Origin of the sequence: Martelella sp. NC20, from assembly GCF_013459645.1 — a bacterium.
Classification (GTDB): Bacteria; Pseudomonadota; Alphaproteobacteria; order Rhizobiales; family Rhizobiaceae; genus Martelella.
Map to the genome: position 1 here is coordinate 5,215,886 of NZ_CP054861.1, position 23,631 is coordinate 5,239,516.

Sequence of the window (23,631 nt, forward strand, 5' to 3'; positions counted from 1 at the left end):
TTGAGCGGCCGGCCCCCGCGGCCGGCCGCTAACGCGCTGAAGAACGTCTGTCCCGACTATTCGATGCCGCCGAAACGCATATCGGCCTGCTTGATGGCCTCGGGATAGATCGTCCTGGCCGTGCCGTCCTGAATCTGGAAGACCGGCGGCTCAAGCGAATCGATCTGTCCGTTCTCGCCGAAATGAACCGGACCGTAGAAGGTCATGGCATCCATGGAGGCGAGCGCGTCGCGCACGGCGGTCGGCTCGATCGTGCCGGCTTCCTCGATGGCCAGTTGCAGGACAGCGCCGGCAGCGGCGGCGGAGGCTTCCGCGTAATCGGGCGTGGCGTCGTATTTCGTCTCGAAGGCGGTCACGAAGTCCGCTGTCGTTCCGAAAATGTCCTTGCCGTCATAGGCCACGGCCGGGTGCCACCATGCGGCGCTCGAGACATTGTTCGAATGGTCGCCGGTGGCGTCGATGAACTCCTGATAGGCCGGGCCCGCCAGCATCGTCAGAGCCTTTGGCTCGATGCCGAGATCGGCCATCTGGCGACGGATGAGGATGAGGTCGTTGATATAGCCCGTGGCGAAGATCCAGTCCGGCTTGGAGCGCATCATCAGCGTCATGGCGGAGGCATGATCCATCGTGCCGATGGCGTATTCGTCGAAGGAAATGACCTCGATGCCGTTCCCGGCCGCCGACTTTTCCATTTCCTTGGCGATGGACAGCGGGAAAAGGTCGTTTCGGGCGTAGATCGCGACGGTCGAGATGTCCTCGCCGGAATCCGCCACGATCCTGGCAAGCGGGTCGGTCAGCGTATTGTTGGGCGTGAATGTGCCGAACAGATATTCATAGCCCTGGTCGTAAACCTCGACGGACGAAGCCGTCGCGGCAACCATCGGGATCTGGTAGCGCTCGGCGACGGAGCTGGCCGCCTTGGCAGCACCCGAACCGAACGGCGCGAACAGGAAATTCACCTCGTCGGCGGTGATCAGCCGTTCCGCGGTCTGGACCGCGCGCGGGGTCTGGCTTTCATAGTCGACATAGACGATCTCGACATCATAGGTGGTGTCGCCGGCCGTGATGCCGCCGGCGGCGTTGACGGTCTCCGCCCACAGGTCATAGCCGCGCTGCTGTTTCAGCCCCTCCGGCGAAAGCGGCCCGGTCAGGGGCAGCGGCGCGCCAACCCGGATCGTTTCGTTGGCAAGTGCCGGCTGGGCCAGCAACAATGTGGTGCCGGCGAGCGCAAGCAGCCACGGCGTCGTGAATTTCGTCATTTCGGAACCCCTCAGTTCTCGTTGTTCTTGAAGCATGAGGGATTTGGCAATCCCCCTGCATCAACAGCCTAAGGGACAAAGCGCGCTTCACGGAAGAAGTAATTCAGCCACACCGCGTTGCATTTCACGCAACGCCAACGAATTCGTCGGCGACCTGGCGGATATAGTCGACCAGCCGGCGCGCCGCCGGACTGAGTTCAACCTCGGCGCGTTTGCATACCTCGGTCGTCGAAAGCGTCAGCACGGTGGACTTGACCGGAACGCCGATCAGTTCTCCCGACGCCAGTTCCCGCTCGAACGAGAAGGCGGGCAGAAAAACAATGCCCATGTCCTGAAGGGCAAACTGGCGCATCATGTCGATGGAATTCGTTTCCAGCCTGATATTCAGAGCAAGCTGTTCGCTCTTGACCACGTGGTCGACAAGCTGGCGGATACCGAAGGACCTGTCGGGCAGGCCAACCGGTTGATCGCGCGCCTCGCCAAGGGTGAGTTCCTGTTTTCCCGCCAGCGGGTGATGACGCGACATCACCGCCATCACCGGCTGGCGCAGGCTGAGGAGCGTATCGATATCCGCCCGCGGGAAGGGCTGGAAGGAAATACCGATATCGCAGCGATCCTCGGCCACCGCCCGCATGACGCCGTCCGTGCCCGCCACCATCACCTGATAGGTGATATTGGGATGGTGCCGTCCGAACCGGGCAAGCGCGCGCGGCAGAAGTCCGCCGATCATGCCTTCGACCGTGTAGACGATGACATGGCCGCTTTCGAGGTTCTTCAGCGCGTCGATTTCCGCGCGCAGCCGTTGCAGTTCCTTGTTGCGGCCCTTCACATAACGCAGGATCAGCTCTCCGGCGGGCGTGAGCCTGACGCCCTGGGACTGGCGAACCAGCAGTTCGACCCCATAGGTATATTCCAGTTTCTGGATCTGCCGGCTGACCGAGGACGGAGAGATATGAAGCTGTTCGGATGCCTTCCGGATCGAACCGAGCTCCGCGACAGTCTCGAATTGAAAGAAGGCTGTTTCCATATCCCGTTCCGTTTGCGTTGAATGAAAACAAGCCGCTTTTCATTTCGCGACCGCGCCGGCGAGCCCGAACCGTGTTCCCGCCAATGGGCAGGCACCCCGGAGCCAGCTTCGCTGGATGCACCGCAAGCCACGATATGAGGCCGGGCGGCGTTTTGCAATTGGAGGCAGGACCGGCATCGGCTCTCTATGGCTGTGCCGGCTTCGGCAAGGCCGCGATGATCGGCATCATCAGGGAGAAGAGTTCCGCCTGCGAGGATATCCCGCAGCGCTGGTAGAGCTGCCTTCGAAAGACCTTGACCGTGTGGGTGCTGAGCCCGAGCCTTGCCGCGATGGACAGCGAGGAGTGCCCCTTCAGGATCAGGAAGGCAACCTCGGTCTGACGCGGCGTCAGCGCGATACCATGCCCGTCCCGCATGCCCTGCCAGAGCGCGCCGAGCACATCCTCATCCGTCGGCGCGCTGCCGGCGGCGCGGATCTCCGCCCAGTTCTGCGCCGAAAGGGCGTTGACGACCGGCGCGATCTGCCGCCCGCGGGAAAGCTCGGCGGCGGAAAACCGCCGCCCCGAACTGGCATCGCGCCCGAGGCAGATATGGAACGAAACATCGCCTGTCGTCGTGGCGACAAAGGCGACCTCGTCCACCAGCGTCGTCGCCCGGTAATAGGCGAGGTAATAGTCCGACCGGCTGAACTGGTCGGGCGCGATATCGCTCAACCGGTAGAGGCCGTCCGGCGCGCGCCTGGCGTGGAGCGCGTAAAACGGATCGAGAAGATAGGAGCCGGCGCGGTAGACCGTGTCGAAACCGGCATGCACCGATTTCTCCTTGGCCTGGGCGTAAAGCCCCGTCGGCGGCCGGCCGTCGGCATAGGCAAGAATGGTGATGTTGTCGAAGGCGAGGGCAAGGCGCAACCACGCCGCAAGCAAGGGTGCGAACCGATCGCTGTGAACGGCCGCAATGGTTTCACCCAGCATGGCCTCGACCTGACCCGGTGCGCCGCGCATGTTACCCCTCTGGAGTTATATACTCCTCTTATAGCCGCGATTAGCATCAAATTTCAATATCGGGTGGTATGAAGGCGACCAGCCCCGCCGCCCGAAGAAAACATTGCGGAACAGTGGAGACCAGCATGACATTCGACCTTCCGGCGAGCACCGGCGACATTCTCAAAAGCGACGACCATCTGGTTCAGTCGTTTGCCGATCTCAATGCGCTGAAGCAGGAGGGCGCGCGCACCGCCATCGTCAGCGCCAGGGGCACGATGGTGACCGACAGCGACGGCAATCAGCTGATCGACGGCATCGGCGGGCTGTGGTGCGTAAACGTCGGCCACGGACGGCGCGAGATCATCGACGCCATCCGCACCCAGCTTGAGACGCTCGATTTCTATTCGACCTTCTACACCTTCACCCATCCGGCAGCCGCCGCCCTTGCCAGGAAACTCAGCGCGCTTGCCCCCGGCAATCTCAACAAGGTCTATTTCGGCAATTCGGGCTCGGTCGCCAATGATTCCGCCGTGCGCATCCTGCAGCATTACAACCGGCGTCTCGGCCGGCCGGAAAAGCGCATGGTGCTGAGCCGCAACGGCGCCTATCACGGCTCGACCTTCCTCGCCATCGCCATGACCACGCCGGAATACAGCAAGGGCTGGGACAAGGCCGAAAACATCGTGCACCATCTGAAAAAGCCGCATTACTGGCGCGAGGGCGACGGCATGAGCGAGGCGGAATTCCTCGACGCGCTGATGGAGGACATGCGCGCCGCAATCGAGCGGATCGGCGCGGAGAACATCGCCTGCTTCATCGCCGAGCCGATCATGGGCGCGGGCGGCGTCATCGTGCCGCCTCCGGGCTACCACCGCCGCGCCGAGGATATCTGCCGGGCCTATGACATCAAGTTCGTCGCCGACGAGGTGGTGACGGCCTTCGGCCGGCTCGGTCATTTCTTCGCATCGCAAGACGTTTTCGGCACCACGCCCGATATCATCACCACCGCCAAGGGGCTGACATCCGGCTACCAGCCGCTTTCGGCGACCATCATGAGCGACGAGATCCACGAGGTGATTTCCGGACCGGACGGCGTTTTCCTGCACGGCATGACCTATTCCGGCCATCCGGCGGCCTCAGCCGCCGCCCTTGCCAATATCGCGCTGATGGAAAGCGAGAAGATCCCCGAACGCGTGCGCACCACCGGCAAGCTGTTCGAGAAGACGCTGAAGGGGCTGGAGGACATCGAGATCGTCGGCGAGGTGCGCGGCAGCCACTTCATGGCCGGCATCGAATTCGTCAGCGACAAGGAAACCAGGGCGCTCTTCCCCGAGGCGATGAATATCGGCATGAAGGTCGCGCGCCGGGCGCAAAGGAAGGGGCTGGTCGCCCGCCCGCTCGGCCATATCCTCATCCTCTCGCCGACGCTCATCCTCTCGGAAGCCGAGATCGCCCGCATCGGCGCGATCCTGCGCGAAAGCATTCTGGAAGTGATGGCCGAGGTGCGAGGCTGATCGTCTGCCCTGAATTCAGAAAATCCTAAGTCCCGGGAAGAAAGACTTTAATCGACTTTAACCCCGGGACGAACCAACATCCCCTCGAAAATTCTGGGCCCGCTATAAATTCCGGGGATGCTGTATGGACAATCAGGAATTCGATTTCATCATCGTCGGCTCGGGTTCGGCCGGCTGTGTGCTGGCCAACCGGCTTTCGGCCGACAGCCGCAACCGCGTCCTGATCGTCGAGGGCGGCGGCTCCGAAAATGCCGTCAATGTTTCGGTTCCCGCCGGCATCCTGTCGCTCTACGGCAATCCCAGATATGACTATGCCTATGTCGGCGTGCCGCAGAAGGACATGAACAACCGTCGCATTCCGGTCAATCGCGGCAAGGCGCTCGGCGGGTCCTCCACCATCAACTCCATGGTGTTCATCCGCGGCGCCTGCTCGGATTATGACGAATGGGCCGAACGGGGCTGCGCCGGCTGGCGCTGGGACGATGTATTACCGGTTTTCAAGTCCCTCGAGCACAACATGAACGGCCAGTCGCCCGACTGGCACGGAGCTGACGGCGAACTCTTCGTCAACCGCGCCCGCGATCCCAATATCGTCTCGAAAATGTTCATCGCCGCCGGACGCGCCGTCGGCCTTTCGGAGAACACGGACTTCAACGACGGCACGATGGAAGGCGTCGGCATCTATGACGTTACCCAGAAGGACGGCAAGCGCTGGTCGTCCTATCGCGCCTTCCTGAAGCCTGTGGAAAACCGGCCGAACCTCACCGTCATGACCGGCGTCGAAACCCGCCGCGTGGTGATGGACGGCAGACGGATCACCGGCATCGAAATCGCCGGAGCGGATGGCGTGAAAGTGCTGACGGCGAGCCGCGAGGTGATCTTGTCGGCCGGTTCGATCGGTTCACCGGCAATCCTGATGCGCTCCGGCATCGGTCCGGCAGCGATGCTGAAGGAGGCGGGCGTCGACGTCGTTCACGACCTACCGGGCGTCGGCCAGAACCTGCGCGACCATATCGACGGCATGATCACCACGCGTTCGCATTCCACCAGGACGCTCGGCCTTTCCCTCGCCAATCTTCCGGCGATGATCGCCGCGCCGTTCCAGTATTTCCTTGCCCGGAAAGGAATGCTGACCACCAATTACGTGGAAGCGGGCGGTTTTGCGAGAACCAGATATGCCGGCAAGGAACCGGACATCCAGTTCCACTTCGTCCCCGGTTATCGCAGCCACCGCGGCAAGCTGATCGAATACGGCCATGGTTATGCCATCCACACCTGCGTCCTGCGGCCGAAATCGGTCGGCGAGCTGCGTCTTGCCGGCAGCGGCGCGGTCGAGATCGATCACCGCTTCTTCTCCGATCCCCAGGATCTCGAAACGCTGGTCGAAGGCATCAAGGTCGCCCGCGCCATCATGGCCGATCCGGTGTTCGAGCCCATTCGCGGCAAGGAGATGCTGCCCGGTCCCGGCGTCGTCAGCGATGACGATATCCGCGCCTATCTGAGGGCCGAGGCGCTGACGGTCTACCACCCCGTCGGCACGGCGAAGATGGGCACCGATGCCATGGCGGTTTGCGACCCGCAAAACCTGAAGGTCAACGGGGTCGATGGGCTGCGCGTCGCCGACGCCTCAATCATGCCGACGCTGATCGGCGGCAATACCAATGTGCCGACGATGATGATCGGCGAGCGCTGCGCCCGCATGGTGCTTTCCGCCTGACCGCGAACGGACGGGAGAACCGAGCATGCAGGACAGGCCGTTTGCGAGGAACAGGGCGGAGAGCCTGCGCATTTCCGGCTCATCTTCCATGTCCCAGTAGTTCCCCCATGGCGGATGGCCGGGATGCGCCGGAAACAGAAATAACCTCATGCAAAAGACTTTTGAAAATTGCCGGAAAGGACTGGTAAATGTCGGTTGAAAAAACAGAAGTGCTCGTTGTCGGCGCCGGTCAGGCCGGTATCGCCATGAGCGAGCACCTCGCCAAGGGCGGGATATCGCATCTTGTACTGGAGCGCGACCGGATCGCCGAACGCTGGCGTACGGCGCGATGGGATTCGCTGGTGGCCAACGGACCGGCATGGCATGACCGGTTCCCGGGCCTTGGCTTTGAGGATTTTGACCCGGACAGCTTCGTGCCCAAGGACGATATCGCCGACTATTTCGTCGACTATGTGCAGAAGATCGGCGCGCCGGTGCGCTGTGGCGTCGAGGTCAAGGCGGTCCGGCGCAATCAGGGCCGCCCGGGCTTTCGCGCCGAAACCAGCGAAGGCGTGATCGAGGCCGACTACGTGGTCGCGGCGACCGGCGCGTTCCAGACGCCGATCATCCCGCCGGTCATTCCCGACAAGGCCGGCGTCACCCAGATCCATTCCGCCGCCTACCGGCATCCGGGTAAGCTTGAGGACGGCGCTGTCCTCATCGTCGGGGCCGGATCGTCGGGCGTCCAGATCGCCGAGGAGCTTCTGGAAAGCGGCCGCAAGGTCTTCCTCTCGGTCGGCCCGCATGATCGCCCGCCGCGCCGCTATCGCGGCCGCGATTTCGTGTGGTGGCTCGGCGTGCTCAACAAATGGGACATGGAGGCGGTTCCGGGCGTCGAGCATACGACGATCGCCGTCAGCGGCGCACATGGCGGCAACACGGTCGATTTCCGCGAGCTGGCCGAACGCGGCATCGTGCTGCTTGGCCGCACCGAGGCCTATGAAGATGGCAGGCTGCGCTTTGCCGCCGATCTGAAGACGAATATCGAGGCGGGCGACGCCAACTACCTCTCGCTGCTGCAAGAGGCGGATGCCTATGTGACGCGCAATGGCCTCGACCTGCCGGAAGAGCCGGAAGCCCACGTGATCGGTCCCGACCCGGACTGCATGTCCAACCCGCTTGACACCCTCGACCTTGCCGGGGCCGGCATCACCACCGTCATCTGGGCGACGGGTTTCGGCGTCGATTACAGCTGGCTCAAGGTCGATGCGCTGGATGAAAACGGCAGGCCCGCCCATCATCGCGGCATTTCCGCCGAACCCGGCATCTATTTCCTTGGCCTGCCCTGGCAGACGCGGCGCGGCTCGTCCTTCATCTGGGGCGTATGGTACGACGCGAAATATCTGGCGGACCATATCGACAAGCAGCGCGGCTATCTTGCCTATGAAGGGCCGGAGACCGCGAAAGCCGAAACCGTTTAGAGCGTCGGGCGAAAAAGTGGTTACCGGTTTTTCGTTAACCCGACGCATCAAAATAGAGAATCTGGAGCATCAGGCGATGCCAACCAATCGCCCGATGCTCCAGCCTAAATCTTCAAGCGATGGAGCGCCTCATGGCCCATACCCGTATCCGCAAGTTCAATACCAGGGACACCTATCCCGAGCAGAAGCTCGACAATGACCTCTGCCAGGCCGTTGTCGCGCGCGGCGCCACGATTTTCCTGCGCGGCCAGTGCCCGCAGGACCTCGACACCGCCGAAAACATCAACAGCCATGACCCGGTGGAGCAGACCCACAAGGTGATGCAGAATATCCGCCAGTTGATTGAAGAAGCGGGCGGCAGCATGGACCATCTGTGCAAGGTCGTGGTCTATCTCACCGATGTGCGCAACCGCGAGGCGGTCTACCGCACCATGGGCGAATATATCAAGGGCGTTCACCCGGTATCGACCGGCGTGGTCGTCACAGCCCTTGCCCGGCCCGACTGGCTGGTCGAGATCGATGCCACCGCCGTTATCCCGGACTAGAGCCTTTCAGGAGACACCATGACCTTTTCCATCGTTGCCCGCTGCCGCAAGACAGGCCAGTTCGGCATGGCCATTTCATCGTCATCGCCCGCCGTTGCCGCGCGCTGCGCCTTTGCGCGGGCGGGCACTGGCGCTGCGGCCACGCAGAATGTGACCAATCCGGCGCTCGGTCCCGCCATGCTCGACGTTCTGGCTGCGGGCGGGAGCGCGCAGGCGGCGGTGGAAGAGGCCGTTTCCCGGGACGGTTTCCCCGCATACCGGCAGCTGATCGCGATCGGCAGCGAGGGACCGCCCGCCATTCACTCCGGGCCGAACGCGCTTGGCGTCTGGTCGTCTGCCACGGGCGAGCACTGCGCGGCCGGAGGCAATCTTCTGGCCGATGAAGGCGTTCCGGCGAAAATGGTCGCCGCTTTCGAAGCGTCAGAGGGCTCGCTTGCCGAACGGCTGATTGCCGCGATGAAAGCGGGACTTGCGGCAGGCGGCGAGGCCGGGCCGGTGCATTCCGCCGGGCTTCTGGTCGTTGACAAACAGGCATGGCCCTATATCGAGCTGCGTTGCGACTGGCTTGCCGACGCCTGCCCGATCGAGAATATCGCCGCCGCATTGGCGGTCTATGCGCCGCAGGCCGACGACTATGTGACGCGGGCCCTGAACCCGACTGCGGCCCCTTCCTATGGCGTTCCCGGAGACGAATGATGCAGAGCCTTGAATATTACACCGAAAAAGCCGCCGCACTTGCCCTGCGCAACCAGTGCTGGATTGACGGAAAATATGTGGCCGCTGCCTCCGGCGCGCGCTTTGACTGCATCAATCCCGCCACCGGCGCGGTGCTGACCGATGTCGCGCGCGGCGGGGCCGAGGATATCGACCGCGCCGTCAGGTCCGCGCGCGCGGCCTTCGGTGACCGCCGCTGGTCGGGCAAAACGCCGGCAGAACGGAAAGAGGTGCTGCTGAAACTCGCTGCCCTCCTGCGCGAAAATCTCGAGGAATTCGCCCTGCTCGACACGCTCGACATGGGCAAGCCGATCACCGAAACGGTGACCGGCGACGTTCCCGGTTCCGCGCATTTCTTCCAGTGGCACGCCGAGGCGATCGACAAGCTCTACGATGAGATCGCCCCCACCGGCGGGCGCGATCTGGCGCTGATCCGGCGTGTACCGCTCGGCGTCATCGGCGCGGTCGTGCCGTGGAATTTCCCGCTCGACATGGCGACCTGGAAGCTTGCCCCGGCGCTTGCCGCCGGCAATTCCGTGGTGCTGAAACCCGCCGAGCAATCGCCGCTTTCAGCGCTTCGGCTTGGCGAACTGGCGGCAGAAGCCGGACTTCCCGATGGCGTCCTGAACGTAGTTCCCGGCTTTGGCGAGGATGCTGGCCAGGCGCTCGGGCGTCACCCGGATGTCGACTGCCTCGTCTTTACCGGCTCGACCACGGTCGGCAAGCTGTTCCAGCGCTATGCCGGCGAAAGCAACATGAAACAGGTGTGGCTGGAGACCGGCGGCAAGAGCCCCAACCTCATCTTCCCCGATGCCGATCTCGATGCCGCCGCCGACATGGCCGCGTTCGGCATTTTCTACAATCAGGGCGAAGTCTGCTCGGCCAATTCGCGCATGCTCGTCCATGAAAGCATTGCCGGGGAGATGCTGGAGCGGATGAAGACCCGCGCCGAGGCGATCAGGGTCGGCAACCCGCTGTCGCCGGACACGACGATGGGCGCGATGGTCGATGCCCATCACGCCGACCGTGTCGAAGGCTTCCTGAAGGCGGGGCGCGAAATCGCCCGGCTGGTAACCGGCGGCGAGCGGCTCACCATCGGCTCTTCAGACGCCTTCATTGCGCCGACGATCTTCGCCGACGTGCCATTGGACGCGAAGGTTGCCGCAGAGGAAATTTTCGGCCCGGTTCTCTCGGTCCAGACCTTCCGCGACGAGGACGAGGCCCTGACGATCGCCAACAACACGATCTACGGCCTTGCCGCCTCCGTCTGGACAAAAGACATTTCCCGCGCCATCTCGATGTCGGACCGGCTGCATGCCGGCACGGTCTCGGTCAACACGGTCGATGCGCTTTCGGCGATGACGCCGTTTGGCGGCATGAAACAGTCCGGCTTCGGGCGCGACCTGTCGCTGCATTCCTTCGACAAGTATTCCGCGCTGAAGACCGTCTGGATCAAGTATTGACAATTATGGGAGCGTAAGCGCTATTGGCTAAGGGAGGGGCGAACCTGAACCGCAGCCGGATTAGAGATGGCCTTACGCTTCACGCTCCGTCAACTGGAGTATTTTCTTGCCGTCGGTGAGTGCGGTTCGATCGCGCTTGCCGCCGAGCGCATCAACGTGTCCTCGCCGTCGATATCGGCGGCGATTTCGCAGCTTGAGGCTGAATTCGGCCTGAAGCTGTTCGTGCGCCGCCATGCCCACGGGCTGTCGCTGACCCAGGGCGGCACGCGCTTCATGGAACAGGTGCGCGCGCTGCTTGGCCAGGCCGCCGGCCTCAATGCGCTCGCCAACGAGATCACCGGCAATGTGCGCGGTCCGCTCCATATCGGCTGTCTGCTGACCTTCGCCCAGATCGTGCTTCCGCAGATCAGGCGCAGCTTCGTCGATCTTTACCCCGAGGTGCATATCCGCCAGTTCGAGCGCGATCAGGCCGAGCTTTTCGACGCGCTGCGCGCCGCCCGGATCGATCTGGCGCTGACCTATGACCTCAATATACCCTCCGACCTGAATTTTCTGCCGCTCATCGAGCTGCCGCCCTACGCGCTGATCAACGAGACGCATGATCTGGCCCACCGCGAAAGCGTGGCGCCGTCCGAGCTTGCCGAATATCCGATGGTGCTGCTCGACCTGCCGATGAGCGCTGAATATTTCCTGTCCTTTTTCAGCGCGGCCGGCGTGGCTCCGCAGATTTCCGAGCGCACCCGCGACATGGCGGTGATGCGCTCGCTGGTGGCCAACGGCTTCGGTTACTCGCTGGCCAATATCCGTCCCCTGACCGATCTGGCGCCCGATGGCCGCAGGCTGCGCTTCGTACCGCTCACCGGACCTGTCCGGGCGCTGAAACTCGGCCTGCTGATGTCGGAGGGCTGGGAGCAGTCGCTGACGACCAGAGCTTTTGTCGAGCACGCGCGCAGCCGCATCACCGATATGGGCGCTCCGGGCATGCATGTCCGGCCCAACGGGCTCAGGCGGGATTTCTAGAAGAGCCTGGCCGGAGATGCCTCGATTTCGGGCCTCCAATGCCTAAGTCAGAGGCTTTTGCTTACCCCTTATGCAATTAGGCACAGCCTAATCCGGGGTTTCACAAGCCGTAATTTACTTCAAGCTGCGTTCCGCCAAATTGACGTCACTGCAATTGTCAATCTGGCTGCACGCGTTGCTTTTCCCGGCTTTATCGCCACGGGAAGAGAGGCCTGCGGCGGAAGTTCGGAGCTGCTTGATGGAGCGAGGCAGAGCTGTAGAAGTGTTTGAGGTGTCGAAGCATTTCGGCAACTATCAGGCGCTCGACCGCGTCAGCTTCACCATTCGCGAGAATGAATTCTTCACGCTGCTTGGCCCGTCGGGCTGCGGCAAGACCACGCTGTTGCGCATAATCGCCGGTTTCGAAACGCCGACTTCCGGCGATGTCGCCCTGATGGGCGAGGTCATCGACGCGCTTCCCGCGCACAAGCGCCGCGTCAACACCGTGTTTCAGAGCTACGCCCTGTTTCCGCACATGACGCTGGCGCAGAACATCGCCTTCGGCCTTGAGAACCTAGGCTGGGAGAAGACGCGGCGGCAGCGGCGGGTGGAGGAGATGCTGTCGCTGGTGCATATGGAGAAATTCGCCTCCCGCCGCCCGGCCCAGCTTTCCGGCGGCCAGCGCCAGCGCATTGCCCTGGCCCGCGCGCTTGCGCCGGAACCGCAGGTGCTGCTGCTCGACGAGCCGCTTTCGGCCCTTGACCTGAAGCTGCGGCAGGCCATGCGCGACGAGTTGCGCAGCCTTCAGCGCAAGACCGGCATCACCTTCATCTTCGTGACCCATGATCAGGAAGAAGCGCTCGACATGTCCGACCGCATCTGCGTGATGGGGGACGGCCGGGTGCAGCAGATCGGTACGCCCGACGAGGTCTACGAGGAACCGGAAAATGCGTTCGTCGCCGATTTCGTCGGCGAAACCAATTTCATGCAGTGCGAGGTGCTGAGCGTCGATGGCAGCCATGCCCGCGTCAGGACGCCGTTCGGCATCGAGCTTACCGCGCCGCAAAAGGGCGTCGTCTCCAAAGGTAGCGCGACCATGTCGCTCAGGCCGGAGAAGATCGGCATGGAAAACCAGGCCGTCGGCGAAGCCCTCACCGGCACCGTCAGCGCCCGAAACTATATGGGCGGCTATACTCATTATACGGTCGAGACCGGCGGCGTCTCCCTTCGCGTCTTCCGGCGCAATGCCGTTTCCCACGCCGAACGCTATGCGATCGGCCAGACGGTCCGCATCGGTTTCAACGGCGACAGCATCCGGATACTGGGCCGATGAGGAAAGGCGCCGTCTTCGGGCTCCTGCCCGCCTGGCTGGTGATGGGGCTGACGCTGATCGTTCCGGTCGGCATCGTGATCGCCGTCAGCCTTGCCGAGCGCGGCGCCTATGGTGGGTTCACCTGGGGCTTTTCCTTCGACGCCTATCGCCAGATCCTGTTTACCGAGGGCTGGTCGGGCGAGCTCGAATTCGACCCGAAATATCTGGTCATCATCGGCCGGACCGTGCTTCTGGCGGCGGCGACCATGCTGATCTGCATGGCGATCGCGCTTCCCGTCGCCTACGTGATCTCGCTCTGCAAGCCGAAAACCAAGACGCTGCTGCTCTATCTGGTGACCCTGCCCTTCTGGGTCTCGATGATCGTGCGCGTCTATGCCTGGCAGATCATTCTCGGCAATAACGGCATCATCGAAAAGGTCTGGCAGTTCTTCGGCGGCGGTGATCTCGACACGCTGCTGTTTACCCCCGGCGCGATGCTGACGGGCATGGTCTACAGCTATATCCCGCTGATGGTGCTGCCGGTCTATGCCACGGTGGAAAAGCTCGACGGCGCGCTTCTGGAGGCAAGCCACGACCTCTACGCCGATCGCTGGGTCACGGCGCGCCGCATCATTCTGCCGCTCATCTGGCCGGGTCTTGCCGCCGGCGCGATCCTCGTCTTCGTGCCCGCGCTCGGCACGGTTCTGGAGCCGATGATCCTCGGCGGCGGCAAACAGATGATGATGGGCACGCTGATCCAGACCCAGTTCGGCGGCGGGCGCAACTGGCCCTTCGGCTCGGCCGTCGCGGTCGTGCTGATGGCGATGGCGGCCATCGTCCTGACCATCAATGCCCAGCGCGCGCGCAGAAACGCGATGAAGGTGCTGTCATGAGCGAGACCGCCAATATCCGACATTATCCGGGGGGCCGGCTGTTTACCGCCGTCTTCTTCCTCTGGCTCTATCTGCCGATCGCCGTTGTCATCTGGTATTCCTTCAATGAGAACCGCATCGTCTCGGTGTGGACCGGGTTTTCGACCAAATGGTATGCGAGCGCGCTCGAAAACCGGGCGCTGCTTTCTTCCGTCGAGGTGTCGCTGACGGTTGCCGTGATCGCCACGCTCTGCTCCACGCTGATCGCCCTTGCCGCGGCTCTGGTTCTGACGCGGACGCCGGGGCTGAGGTTCGCCCGGCTGTCCGAAACCATCGTCAACCTGCCGCTGCTTCTGCCGGAAATCGTTGTCTCGGTCGCCGTGCTCATCCTGTTTTCGCAGCTCGGCATCTCCGATGGCATGGTCAAGCTCGCCATCGCCCATACGACATTCTGCACGCCATTCGCCTTTCTGCCCATCCGCGCAAGGCTTCAGGGCATGAGCCCGGATTATGACGAGGCGGCGCGCGATCTCTATGCCACGCCGATGACGGCGTTTCGCCGCGTCACCCTGCCCTTGATCGCACCGGGGCTGTTTGCCGGCATGATGCTCGCCTTCGTCATGTCGATGGACGATTTCATCACCTCGAACATGCTGAACTCGGGCGGCGCGACGACGCTTCCGGTCTACATTTTCGGGCTCGTAAAACAGGGTACGACGCCGGAGCTCAACGCGATCTCGACCCTCATCATTCTCGTCTCGCTGGTTCTGGCAACCCTGGCGCTTGTCGCAAGCGCCCGCGCCATGCGGCGGGAATAGCCACATCAAAAGGTCTGGTGGGCATCGCCCGCCGCAAGAAGCGCAAAAGCGCCAACAAACAAGGTAAACGAAGGAGAGTGAACATGAAGAAGCATCTGCTGGCGACAGCCATCATTTCCGTCGCCGTTGCCACCCCCGCTCTGGCGGACGGCACGCTCAACATCTACGCTTGGTCGGATTCCATCTCGCCCGAGGTCATCGAGGCCTTCTCGAATGAAACCGGCATCACCGTCAATGTCGACGCCTTCAACTCCAACGAAGATGTCCTGACCAAGCTGCAGGCGGGCGCCTCGGGCTATGACCTCGTCACGCCGTCGCAGCATTTCGTGAAGATCATGGTCGACCAGGACCTTCTGGAAGATATCGACGCGAAGGACATGGCGGCCTATGGCCAGGTCGATGACCGCTGGAAAGGCGAATGGTGGGACCCGGAAAGCCGCTACTCCATCCCGCTTGCCTATGGAACGGCCGGCTACGCCGTCAACCGCGACCTTTACACGGGGCCGATCGACAGCTGGTCCTATTATTTCGAGCCGCCGGAAGAGCTGAAGGGCAAGATCGCCTCGCTTTCCTATCCGGACGAGGTCGTGGGCGCCGCCCAACTCTATCTCGACATTCCCTTCTGCTCGGAAGACAAGGCCGAAATGAAGAAGGTCTACGACCTGCTTCAGGCGCAGAAGCCGTTCGTCGCCGCCTATTCCTCCGACAATATCGAAAACCGTCTCGGCTCCGGCGAGGTCGCCATGCATTTCTGGTGGGACGGCAATGAGGGCCGCGCCCGCCGCGATGGCGCCAATCTCGAATATGCCATGCCGAAGGAAGGCCTCGTCGGCTGGCTCGACAGCTTCGTCGTGCCGAAGGGTGCGGAGAACGTCGATAACGCCAAGGCGTTCATCGATTATATCTCGGCCGTCGAGAACGCCACGATCCAGTACAATTACTACGGCCATTCCGCGCCCGTCGCGCTGGATGAGAGCAAGGCCGAGTTCACGCCCGAAAACGCGCCGGAACTGTTCCCGACCGTTCCGGTGAAATTCTCCGAGGCCTGCAACCCGCAGGCACAGGATCTTGTCACCAAGGTCTGGACTGACCTGCTGCAGTAATCCAATGTGACTTTGAGGGCGGGCCCGGTCTTTCCACGCGGGGACCGGGCCCGCCCCCTGTTTTCGATGAGGCCACCATGACGATCGACCGCGTCAGTGAAATCCTGGAAAAGCTCGTCGCCTTTCAGACCATATCGTCCGCCTCCAACCTCGACCTTGTCGACTGGGTCCAGACGTTACTGACACAGGCCGGTTTCAGCGTTGCCCGGCTCCCTTCCGCCTGCGGAGCGAAGGCAGGCCTTCTGGCGCGGTTCGGCGGCGGCGCGGGCGGGGTGCTGCTGTCTGCCCATACCGACGTGGTGCCGGTGGAGGGGCAGGCCTGGAGCCGCGATCCGTTCAAACTGGCGCGCCTCGATGACCGGCTTTACGGTCGCGGCGCCACGGACATGAAGGGGTTTGTCGCCTGCGTTCTGGCACATGGCGAAAGCCTGCGCGCGCATGCGCCGGATCGCCCGGTGATGATCGCCCTCAGCTTTGACGAGGAGGTCGGCTGCCGGGGCATTCCCCAGATGATCGACCGGATCATTCCGTTTCTGGGCCGGCCGGATCTCTGCATTGTCGGCGAACCGACGCTGATGCGGCCCGCCATCGGCCACAAGGGCAAGGCGAGCTACCATGCCGTATGCCGCGGCACGCCGGGCCACAGCGCCATGGCGCCGAAGTTTCAAAACGCGCTTCATCTTGCCGCCGACCTGATCATGGCGCTCAGGGCCGAGCAGGCGCGTCTCATTGCGGACGGCGCGCGCGATGGCGATTGCGAACCGCCCTTTTCCACGGTTCACGCCGGCATCATGCAGGGCGGCAAGGCGCTCAACATCGTCCCCGACAGGGCCGATGTCGATTTCGAGATCCGCCACCTTGCCGCTGAGCGCCCCGCCGACATTCTGGAGAACATTCGCGCCGGCCTGCCGGATGGCATCGAGATCATCGAGACCGGCGCCTATCCCGGCCTCGATACCGATCCGAAGGATCCCGCGCTCCGCCCGGTCATGGATGTGCTCGCCGCCCCGCTCAAGCTCGCCTTCGGCACGGAAGCCGGATTTTTCTCACGCCTCGGCATTCCCACCATCGTCTGCGGGCCGGGTACGATGGATGACGGCCACCAACCCGACGAATCCATCGCCATCGACCAACTGGTCGCCTGCCTCGGCTTTCTGAAGCGCGTCACGTCGTCGTAGGTTCTCTCACCGGAAGCAACACCGGTAGCCGCTTTCCCCGGATGCGCTTCAGAAATTGCCGGCGGAAAGCGCGGAGATTTCCTGGGCGGCCCGCATCAGCATCGGCAGATGGACCAGTTTCAGCTTTTCGGGCGGCAGGTTGCGGGCATTGCCGCCAACGCTCAGCGTGTAGATATCGCCGGTCATCGGCGCGCGCAGGACAACGCCGATGGCGTTGTGGCCGGGAACCCATTCCCCGAAGGAATCCGAATAGCCGTTGCCCGCCATGCGCGACAATGCCGCCTCGAGCGCCGGGCGTTTCTCCTTCTCCCAAGCGGAGCGATGGAGATCGGAAAGCTGCCTGAAGGCCTCCGTCCGCTCGTCTTCGCCCACGGCGAAAAGATAGGCCCGGCCGGGCGCGCTTTCGGCCAGCGGAATGCGGGAGCCGACATTGAGATTGAGCGCCACCGCCGTCGGGCGGCGCACCAGTTCCACGAACATCATATCGAGACCGTCGCGCACCGACAGCGCCACGACGCAATCCCCTTCCGCCGCCATCTGGTCCATATGGGAACGCACGAGCTCGCCGAAGCCGAACCGGCCGATCGCCGCATAACCGAGCGTCAGCACCTGGTTGGAGACGGCATATTTGCCGTATTCCGGCATGTAGCGCAGATAGCCGAGCTTGGTGAGCGTGCCGAGCAGCCGCGAGACCGTGGTCTTGTGCAGCCCCGTGCGTTCTGCAAGCGCCTGCGTACCCAGAACCTTGTCGTCCGCCCGGAAGGCTCTGAGAATCGAAAGACCGCGCGCCAGCGAACTGACGAACGGCCGTTCCTCGTTCAGGGCGGCGGCCCCGATATCCTGCCGTGGGCGGCCGCGCCGCCGGACAGGCTGATCATTTGTATCGTTGTCCTCGCTCATGAACCTTGTTTAGAGCCCTTCAGGTTGAAATGGAAGCGTTCTGCGGCAAGGAATTTGCGCCAGAACCAAGGGCTTTGGCGCCGGGCATAGCCGTCGCTATGTCCAAGCCGAAGACCGCCGGTAATGGCGCAAATTCCTTGCCGCCCTGCGGGTTCGCCCAAACCGGCCCTCCACTTTGTCGAAGCCCTTCGCTATGGCTATGCCGCGCGGGCTTCTTCGCGTGGAAGAACCGGTTTGGGCAAACAGAACTGCGTCCATTTCAGCCTGAAGGGCTCTAACCCATCCCGCGCCCGTTTGTCATTGGGTTTGACGGGCGCGGGAAGGACAAAATTCCTATTTGAGGGCGGATGGATCCGGCAGGTCGTCGTAATCGGAGCAATCGCGGTGGCTTGCCGCCGGATCGACCTTGACGTCGATCACGACCGGACCGCCGCGTCTGTGGCCTTCCCTGATCGCATCTCCGATCTGATCGGCTTCCGTTACCGTAATCCCCGAGCCGCCGAGGCCCTCGGCGACCTTGGCGAAGTCGTGATCGCCGAAATTGACGCCGATCGCCTTGTTGCCGAGATTGTCGCGCACCATGCCGAGGCCGGCATTGTTGGCGACCACATAGACGACATCGAGATTGTTCTCGGCGGCCGTCGCGATCGCATCCATGGTCATGACGAAACCGCCATCGCCGATCACGCCGGTGACGCGTTTTTCCGGGCACGTGATCTTGGCGCCGGTGGCCGCCGGCGTCGACCAGCCCATGCCGCCAATGCCGCCGGGGGCGACAAGCTGATGCGGCGTTCTGAGCGGCAGCGACGAGGTCGCCCAGATGCGGTTGGTGCCGGCGTCGAGGGTCAAGAGGTCGTCGGGCGTCAGGAAGCCGTCGAGCCCGCGCATGATATCGGCGTAGTGCACCGTTCCGGGGCGGGTCTTGTAGTGTGGCAGGTCGCCATAGCCGTTATCCGCCTTGATCTTGCCGATGAAGTCCTTGCGCCCTTCCGCCTGCCGCTGGTCGACGCCTGTGGCATCGAGCAGATAGCGGATCACGTCGGCGGCATCCGCCGTCACCGCCATGTCGACCGGCAGGACCCAGCCGGCGTTCAGCGGATCGAGATCGACCTGGATGATCGTCTGCTCGCCCGGACGCATCATCTTCTCGTCGCGGAAACGGGTATATTCCGGACCGAGGCTGCAGCCGAGCACGAGGATGACATCGGCGGCCTGAACCATGCGGTTGGCCGATTTCGCCGCCCAGTTGCCCATCATGCCGACGGCGACCGGCGTGGTCTCGTCAATGACGCCCTTGCCGTGATAGCTGGAGGCGACCGCGATCCCCTCGCGATTGGCGAACCGCGACAGCATCTCGCCGGAGCGACTCATATAGACGCCATTGCCGGCGATGATGACGGGACGTTCGGCGGCCTTCAGGGTCTCGGCGATCTTGTGCAGCGCATCGCCGTCCGGCTTCATCGGGGTCGAGCGCAGATAGCCCTCGGTCGGATAGAGTTTGGCGCGCGGATTTTCCGGCACCTCCTCGCGGATGATGTTGGTGCGCATCACCACCGCCGCCGGTCCCTGGCGCGGGGTGATGGCATGCTTGACCGCAAGCTGGGTGCCGTAGATCGCTTCCGCCGGCGTGGTCGCATAGGTGGCGTATTTGGTCATGGTCTTCATCACCGCGAAGGCGTCGCCGGCGCCGTAATCGCCGGTCATGGTCTGGTAGACGCCATACTGGGCGAAGCCGTCATAGCAGGACGTGTCGGTGAGCACGACCATCGGCGACGAGGAGAAATACGCCTCCAGAATCCCGAAAGCGCCGGTCGAGGTCGAAAACGGCCCCTGCGCCATCAACAGGCCCGGGCGGCCGGTGAGCTTGCCCGCGACCTGCGCCATCACCGACGCCGATTGCTCGGAGCGCGCCAGCACCAGTTCGAACTCGTCCTTGCGATCGAAAAACGCCGGCAGCGACCATGTGATCCCGAGGCCCGGCAGCGTGAAGCCGCGCGTGATGCCGGCCTCGATAAATGTTTTGATGACGCCTTCATTGGTTTTCATCGATTTCCTCCATTTTGAGGGGAGGATAATCAATCGTATTAATTCTGCCAAGCGCAATTTTGTATTGTTATGTGGATTTATTGATGGCACTGCCCTTCTTGCCAAGTTCGTCCGTCATGCCGGGCTCGACCCGGCATCCAGGGCAGCTTGTGATGAATTTCAGACAAGAGTCTTTGCGCAAGGACCCGGCGCTTGCTGGACCCCGGATCAAGTCCGGGGTGACGGTGGAGAGGGATGCGGCTCCGTGACCTGTTACGCGATTTATCAACAAAAAAAGGGGGCGGATTGCTCCGCCCCTCCTGAACTTTCTCGGAATGGACCGTCCCCGAGGTCCTACTTCCAGTCGCGGATATCCACGAAATGGCCCTCGATGGCGGCAGCGGCGGCCATGGCGGGGGAAACCAGATGGGTGCGGCCCTTGTAGCCCTGACGGCCCTCGAAATTGCGGTTCGAGGTCGAGGCGCAGCGCTCCTCCGGCTTCAGCCGGTCGTCGTTCATCGCCAGACACATGGAACAGCCCGGCTCGCGCCATTCGAAACCGGCATCGAGGAAGACCTTGTCGAGGCCTTCCGCTTCCGCCTGTTCCTTGACGAGCCCGGAGCCCGGCACGATCATGGCGTTGACGGTGCTTGCTACCTTGCGGCCCTTGGCGACGGCGGCGGCGGCGCGCAGATCCTCGATCCGGCCATTGGTGCAGGAGCCGATGAAGACGCGGTCAACGGCGACATCGGTCATCTTCGTGCCAGGCGCAAGGCCCATATATTTCAGCGCCCGCCACTTGGAGGTGCGCTTGTTCTCGTCCGCGATATCGTCCGGATTCGGCACTTCGCCGGTGATGGCGACGACATCCTCGGGCGACGAGCCCCAGGACACGATCGGCGGCAGGTTGGCGGCATCGAGCGTGACGACGCGGTCATAGACCGCGCCCTCATCGGTCGTCAGCGAACGCCAGTATTCCACGGCCTTGTCCCAGGCCTCGCCTTGCGGCGCGCGCGGGCGGCCCTTGATATATTCGAAGGTCTTTTCGTCCGGCGCGATCAGGCCGGCGCGGGCGCCGCCCTCGATGGTCATGTTGCAGACCGTCATGCGGCCTTCCATCGAAAGGTCGCGGATCGCCTCGCCGGCGAATTCGATCACGTGACCGGTGCCGCCGGCGGTGCCGATCTCGCCGATGATGGCGAGGATGATGTCCTTGGCGGTGACGCCTTCCGGCGCCTTGCCGTCGACGCGCACCAGCATGTTCCTGGCCTTCGACTGGATCAGCGTCTGGGTGGCGAGCACGTGCTCGACCTCCGAGGTGCCGATGCCATGCGCCAGCGCGCCGAAGGCGCCATGCGTCGAGGTATGGCTGTCGCCGCAGACGATCGTCATGCCCGGCAGCGTGAAGCCCTGCTCGGGGCCGACAATGTGGACGATGCCCTGGCGCTTGTCCTTCTCGGAATAGTATTCGACGCCGAAATCGAGTGCGTTCTGGGCAAGGGCTGCCACCTGAATGCGGCTTTCCTCGTTCTTGATGCCGTTGACCCGGTCCGGCGTGGTCGGCACGTTGTGGTCGACGACGGCGAGCGTCTTCACCGGCGCGTGGACCTTGCGCCCGGCCAGACGCAGACCTTCGAACGCCTGCGGACTGGTGACTTCATGCACCAGGTGGCGGTCGATGTAGAGGAGACAGGTGCCGTCGTCCTGGCTGTCCACCAGATGGTCGTCCCAGATCTTGTCGTAAATTGTGCGAGCCTTGCTCATGATTTCATGACCCATATGTCGAAGAAAAAAGGAAAATACGGCGCGAAGCCGACGTCAAGCTGGAGGCGATCAGCTAAGTCGGGCGTTGAGCGCGCCGGAAATCATCGCAAAGAACCGTCCCGGCAGGCGTTTCCTGTCCTGCAGAACGAAGGGCCTTGGAGATACGGCCTGATTGCAATGTTCAATGGTCCTCATGGACCGGGTTATTACCAGCTTTCGGCAATGACGGCAATCTCTTCCGAGAATGGTTCGAAACTGGCCGGACGCGTCATGCCGGACGGGAAGGCCCCGGGCCGGCATCGCGCGAAAACCCGGCCCTGCGCCGCATCCTGCGCTCCACGCCGCGCAGGATCAGCGACAGGCCGATCGTCAGCAGCAGATAGATATAGGCGACGATCGAATAGGTTTCGAAGAAACGGAACGAACTTGCCGCGTAAACCTTGCCCATCTGGGTGATATCGGCAACGCCGAGCACGGAGACCAGCGAGGAATCCTTCACCATCGACACGAAGTCATTGGAAAGCGGCGGGAAGATGGTGCGGATCGCCTGCGGAAAGATGATCAGCCGGAACCGCTGGAACCGGCCGAGGCCCAGCGCCTGCGCCGCCTCGATCTGCCCCTCGTCGACCGCCTGGATGCCGGCCCGGAAGATTTCCGCGATGAAGGCCGCGTAGCCGATGGTAAGCGCAATGATCGCCCGCCACATCAGCGAGAAATCCCGCACCACGATCCTGTCCATGATACCGGCGTCGATCAGCGGCGTCATCGCGAGATTGGCGAAGGCGACCATGGCCGGCGCGCCGACGAAGGCAACGTAGAAAAGCAGCACCAGGATCGGTATGCCACGGACGATCTCGACATAGAAACGCGCGGCCTGACGCAGCGCCACATGGCCTGAAAGCCCCATCAGCGCGATCGCCATGCCGATGACCGTTGCCAGCGCGAAGGCGACCAGCGTCACGAACACCGTGACCCAAATGCCTTTGGCGACAACGGCGAATACCTGGGCGTAAAGCCCGTTGACGGCGATCGCTATGCCCGCGGCGCCCGCGAGCGCCAGAAAGGCGTAGAGCCACCACGGCCGCTCGCCCGCATTGCCGGCGGGCAGTTTCTGGAAGCTCATGCCCCGCCCAACGGCTTACTGGCCCATGGCGTAGTCGACGAACCATTTCTGGTTCAGCGCGTCGAGCGTGCCGTCGGCGGCCATCGCCGTGATCGCGGCATTGAACGGCGCCACGAGATCCGAGCCGGGCGGGAAGATGAAGCCGAAATCCTCGGCGCCGAGCGGCCCGCCGATCAGCTTCAGAGCGCCGTTCGAAACCCTGACATAGCCGTTTGCCGCCGTGCTGTCGGTCAGCGCCAGGTCGACATCGCCTACTCTGAGCGCCTGGATCGCCGCCCCGATGGTCTCGTAGAGCTTGATGCGCGGGTTCTGTTCGTCGCCGTCCAGCACTTCGTAGACGGCGGTATAAAACGGCGTGGTGCCGGGTTGCGAGCCGATCAGGCCGTCATCCAGGGCCGCGAAACTCTCCGCATCGGAGAACCGGTCCTCATCGCCGCGCGCCAGCATCAGCATTTCGGAATGCATGTAGGGCTCGGAGAAATCGACCATCTGCTTGCGGTCGTCGCGGATGGTGATGCCGTTCATGGCCATATCGTACTGGTCGTCATGGATCGCCTGGATCATCGCATCCCAGCTTGTCGTGGTGTATTCGATATCCAGATTGAGGCGTTCGGCGATCTCGGCGACGGCGTCATATTCCCAGCCGATCGCCTCCCCCGTCGCGGGATCGATGAATTGCAGCGGCGGATAGGTATTTTCGGAAACGACGGTCACGGTCCGCCCACCGAGATCGGGCAGTTCGGCGGCAAGTAACGGGCTTGCAAACGCGCCCAGCGAAACCAGAACCGCGGCACAAAGGGCGCGTCTCGAAAACATGATCTAACTCCTTGCAGCAGATGATTGCCGCAAGGTGTCA

The 23,631-nt window shown here is 63.0% G+C and carries 20 protein-coding genes; 12 read left to right on the top strand and 8 right to left on the bottom strand.

Going from position 1 to position 23,631, the window contains the following annotated elements; translation table 11 throughout:
* Nucleotides 1–56: 56 nt before the first annotated feature.
* The 3 genes from HQ843_RS24900 to HQ843_RS24910 form a co-directional block, all read right to left on the bottom strand.
* Nucleotides 57–1,259 (bottom strand): amino acid ABC transporter substrate-binding protein, encoded by a 1,203-nt coding sequence (locus tag HQ843_RS24900; RefSeq protein ID WP_180900682.1) that lies wholly within the window; start codon nt 1,257–1,259, stop codon nt 57–59.
* A 124-nt stretch (nt 1,260–1,383) separates the two neighbouring features.
* Complete coding sequence (locus HQ843_RS24905; protein WP_180900681.1) at nt 1,384–2,286, bottom strand: LysR family transcriptional regulator; 903 nt, start codon at nt 2,284–2,286, stop codon at nt 1,384–1,386.
* Nucleotides 2,287–2,470: 184 nt separating this feature from the next.
* Entirely contained in the window at nt 2,471–3,286 is an 816-nt protein-coding gene (locus HQ843_RS24910; protein ID WP_180900680.1) for a helix-turn-helix transcriptional regulator, read from the bottom strand.
* Between the two features lie 125 nt (nt 3,287–3,411).
* Here HQ843_RS24910 and HQ843_RS24915 point away from each other — a divergent pair, with 125 nt between their 5' ends.
* The 12 genes from HQ843_RS24915 (at nt 3,412) to argE (ending at nt 16,963) form a co-directional block, all read left to right on the top strand.
* Nucleotides 3,412–4,782 (top strand): aminotransferase class III-fold pyridoxal phosphate-dependent enzyme, encoded by a 1,371-nt coding sequence (locus HQ843_RS24915; RefSeq protein WP_180900679.1) that lies wholly within the window; start codon nt 3,412–3,414, stop codon nt 4,780–4,782.
* 124 nt (nt 4,783–4,906) lie between these two features.
* The gene (locus HQ843_RS24920) at nt 4,907–6,499 is read left to right on the top strand and encodes a GMC family oxidoreductase (RefSeq protein WP_180900678.1); all 1,593 of its coding nucleotides are present in this window, start codon (nt 4,907–4,909) and stop codon (nt 6,497–6,499) included.
* Nucleotides 6,500–6,687: 188 nt separating this feature from the next.
* Nucleotides 6,688–7,959: a flavin-containing monooxygenase gene (locus tag HQ843_RS24925; protein ID WP_180900677.1), complete on the top strand. Its 1,272-nt coding sequence runs from the start codon at nt 6,688–6,690 to the stop codon at nt 7,957–7,959.
* Nucleotides 7,960–8,090: 131 nt separating this feature from the next.
* Nucleotides 8,091–8,504, top strand: coding sequence for a RidA family protein (locus tag HQ843_RS24930; protein ID WP_180900676.1), 414 nt, complete (start codon nt 8,091–8,093; stop codon nt 8,502–8,504).
* 18 nt (nt 8,505–8,522) lie between these two features.
* The gene (locus HQ843_RS24935) at nt 8,523–9,200 is read left to right on the top strand and encodes a DUF1028 domain-containing protein (protein WP_180900675.1); all 678 of its coding nucleotides are present in this window, start codon (nt 8,523–8,525) and stop codon (nt 9,198–9,200) included.
* A complete protein-coding gene (locus tag HQ843_RS24940; RefSeq protein WP_180900674.1) occupies nt 9,200–10,681 on the top strand; it encodes an aldehyde dehydrogenase in 1,482 nt (493 codons plus the stop codon). Before HQ843_RS24935 ends, HQ843_RS24940 begins: the two co-directional genes overlap by 1 nt.
* Nucleotides 10,682–10,747: 66 nt before the next feature.
* On the top strand, nt 10,748–11,701 hold the full coding sequence (locus tag HQ843_RS24945) for a LysR substrate-binding domain-containing protein (RefSeq protein ID WP_180900673.1): 954 nt from the start codon (nt 10,748–10,750) through the stop codon (nt 11,699–11,701).
* Nucleotides 11,702–11,939: 238 nt separating this feature from the next.
* Nucleotides 11,940–13,013 carry an ABC transporter ATP-binding protein gene (locus HQ843_RS24950; protein ID WP_180900672.1) on the top strand — a complete coding sequence of 358 codons (1,074 nt, stop codon included), beginning with the start codon at nt 11,940–11,942 and terminating at the stop codon, nt 13,011–13,013.
* Nucleotides 13,010–13,885 (top strand): ABC transporter permease, encoded by an 876-nt coding sequence (locus HQ843_RS24955; protein ID WP_180900671.1) that lies wholly within the window; start codon nt 13,010–13,012, stop codon nt 13,883–13,885. Before HQ843_RS24950 ends, HQ843_RS24955 begins: the two co-directional genes overlap by 4 nt.
* Nucleotides 13,882–14,682, top strand: a complete 801-nt coding sequence (locus HQ843_RS24960; protein WP_180900670.1) for an ABC transporter permease — start codon at nt 13,882–13,884, stop codon at nt 14,680–14,682. Before HQ843_RS24955 ends, HQ843_RS24960 begins: the two co-directional genes overlap by 4 nt.
* Nucleotides 14,683–14,765: 83 nt before the next feature.
* Complete coding sequence (locus tag HQ843_RS24965; protein WP_180900669.1) at nt 14,766–15,785, top strand: extracellular solute-binding protein; 1,020 nt, start codon at nt 14,766–14,768, stop codon at nt 15,783–15,785.
* A 77-nt stretch (nt 15,786–15,862) separates the two neighbouring features.
* Nucleotides 15,863–16,963 carry an acetylornithine deacetylase gene (gene argE, locus HQ843_RS24970; RefSeq protein ID WP_180900668.1) on the top strand — a complete coding sequence of 367 codons (1,101 nt, stop codon included), beginning with the start codon at nt 15,863–15,865 and terminating at the stop codon, nt 16,961–16,963.
* 48 nt (nt 16,964–17,011) lie between these two features.
* Here argE and HQ843_RS24975 read toward each other — a convergent pair whose 3' ends face one another.
* From HQ843_RS24975 to HQ843_RS24995, 5 genes are all read right to left on the bottom strand, one after another.
* On the bottom strand, nt 17,012–17,863 hold the full coding sequence (locus HQ843_RS24975) for an IclR family transcriptional regulator (RefSeq protein WP_180900667.1): 852 nt from the start codon (nt 17,861–17,863) through the stop codon (nt 17,012–17,014).
* A 333-nt stretch (nt 17,864–18,196) separates the two neighbouring features.
* Nucleotides 18,197–19,909, bottom strand: a complete 1,713-nt coding sequence (locus HQ843_RS24980) for a thiamine pyrophosphate-binding protein (protein WP_180900666.1) — start codon at nt 19,907–19,909, stop codon at nt 18,197–18,199.
* A gap of 333 nt (nt 19,910–20,242) precedes the next feature.
* Nucleotides 20,243–21,652 (bottom strand): 3-isopropylmalate dehydratase large subunit, encoded by a 1,410-nt coding sequence (gene leuC / locus HQ843_RS24985; RefSeq protein ID WP_180900665.1) that lies wholly within the window; start codon nt 21,650–21,652, stop codon nt 20,243–20,245.
* A gap of 268 nt (nt 21,653–21,920) precedes the next feature.
* Entirely contained in the window at nt 21,921–22,775 is an 855-nt protein-coding gene (locus tag HQ843_RS24990) for an amino acid ABC transporter permease (protein WP_180900664.1), read from the bottom strand.
* A gap of 15 nt (nt 22,776–22,790) precedes the next feature.
* Nucleotides 22,791–23,591: a transporter substrate-binding domain-containing protein gene (locus HQ843_RS24995; RefSeq protein ID WP_180900663.1), complete on the bottom strand. Its 801-nt coding sequence runs from the start codon at nt 23,589–23,591 to the stop codon at nt 22,791–22,793.
* Nucleotides 23,592–23,631 lie beyond the last annotated feature (40 nt).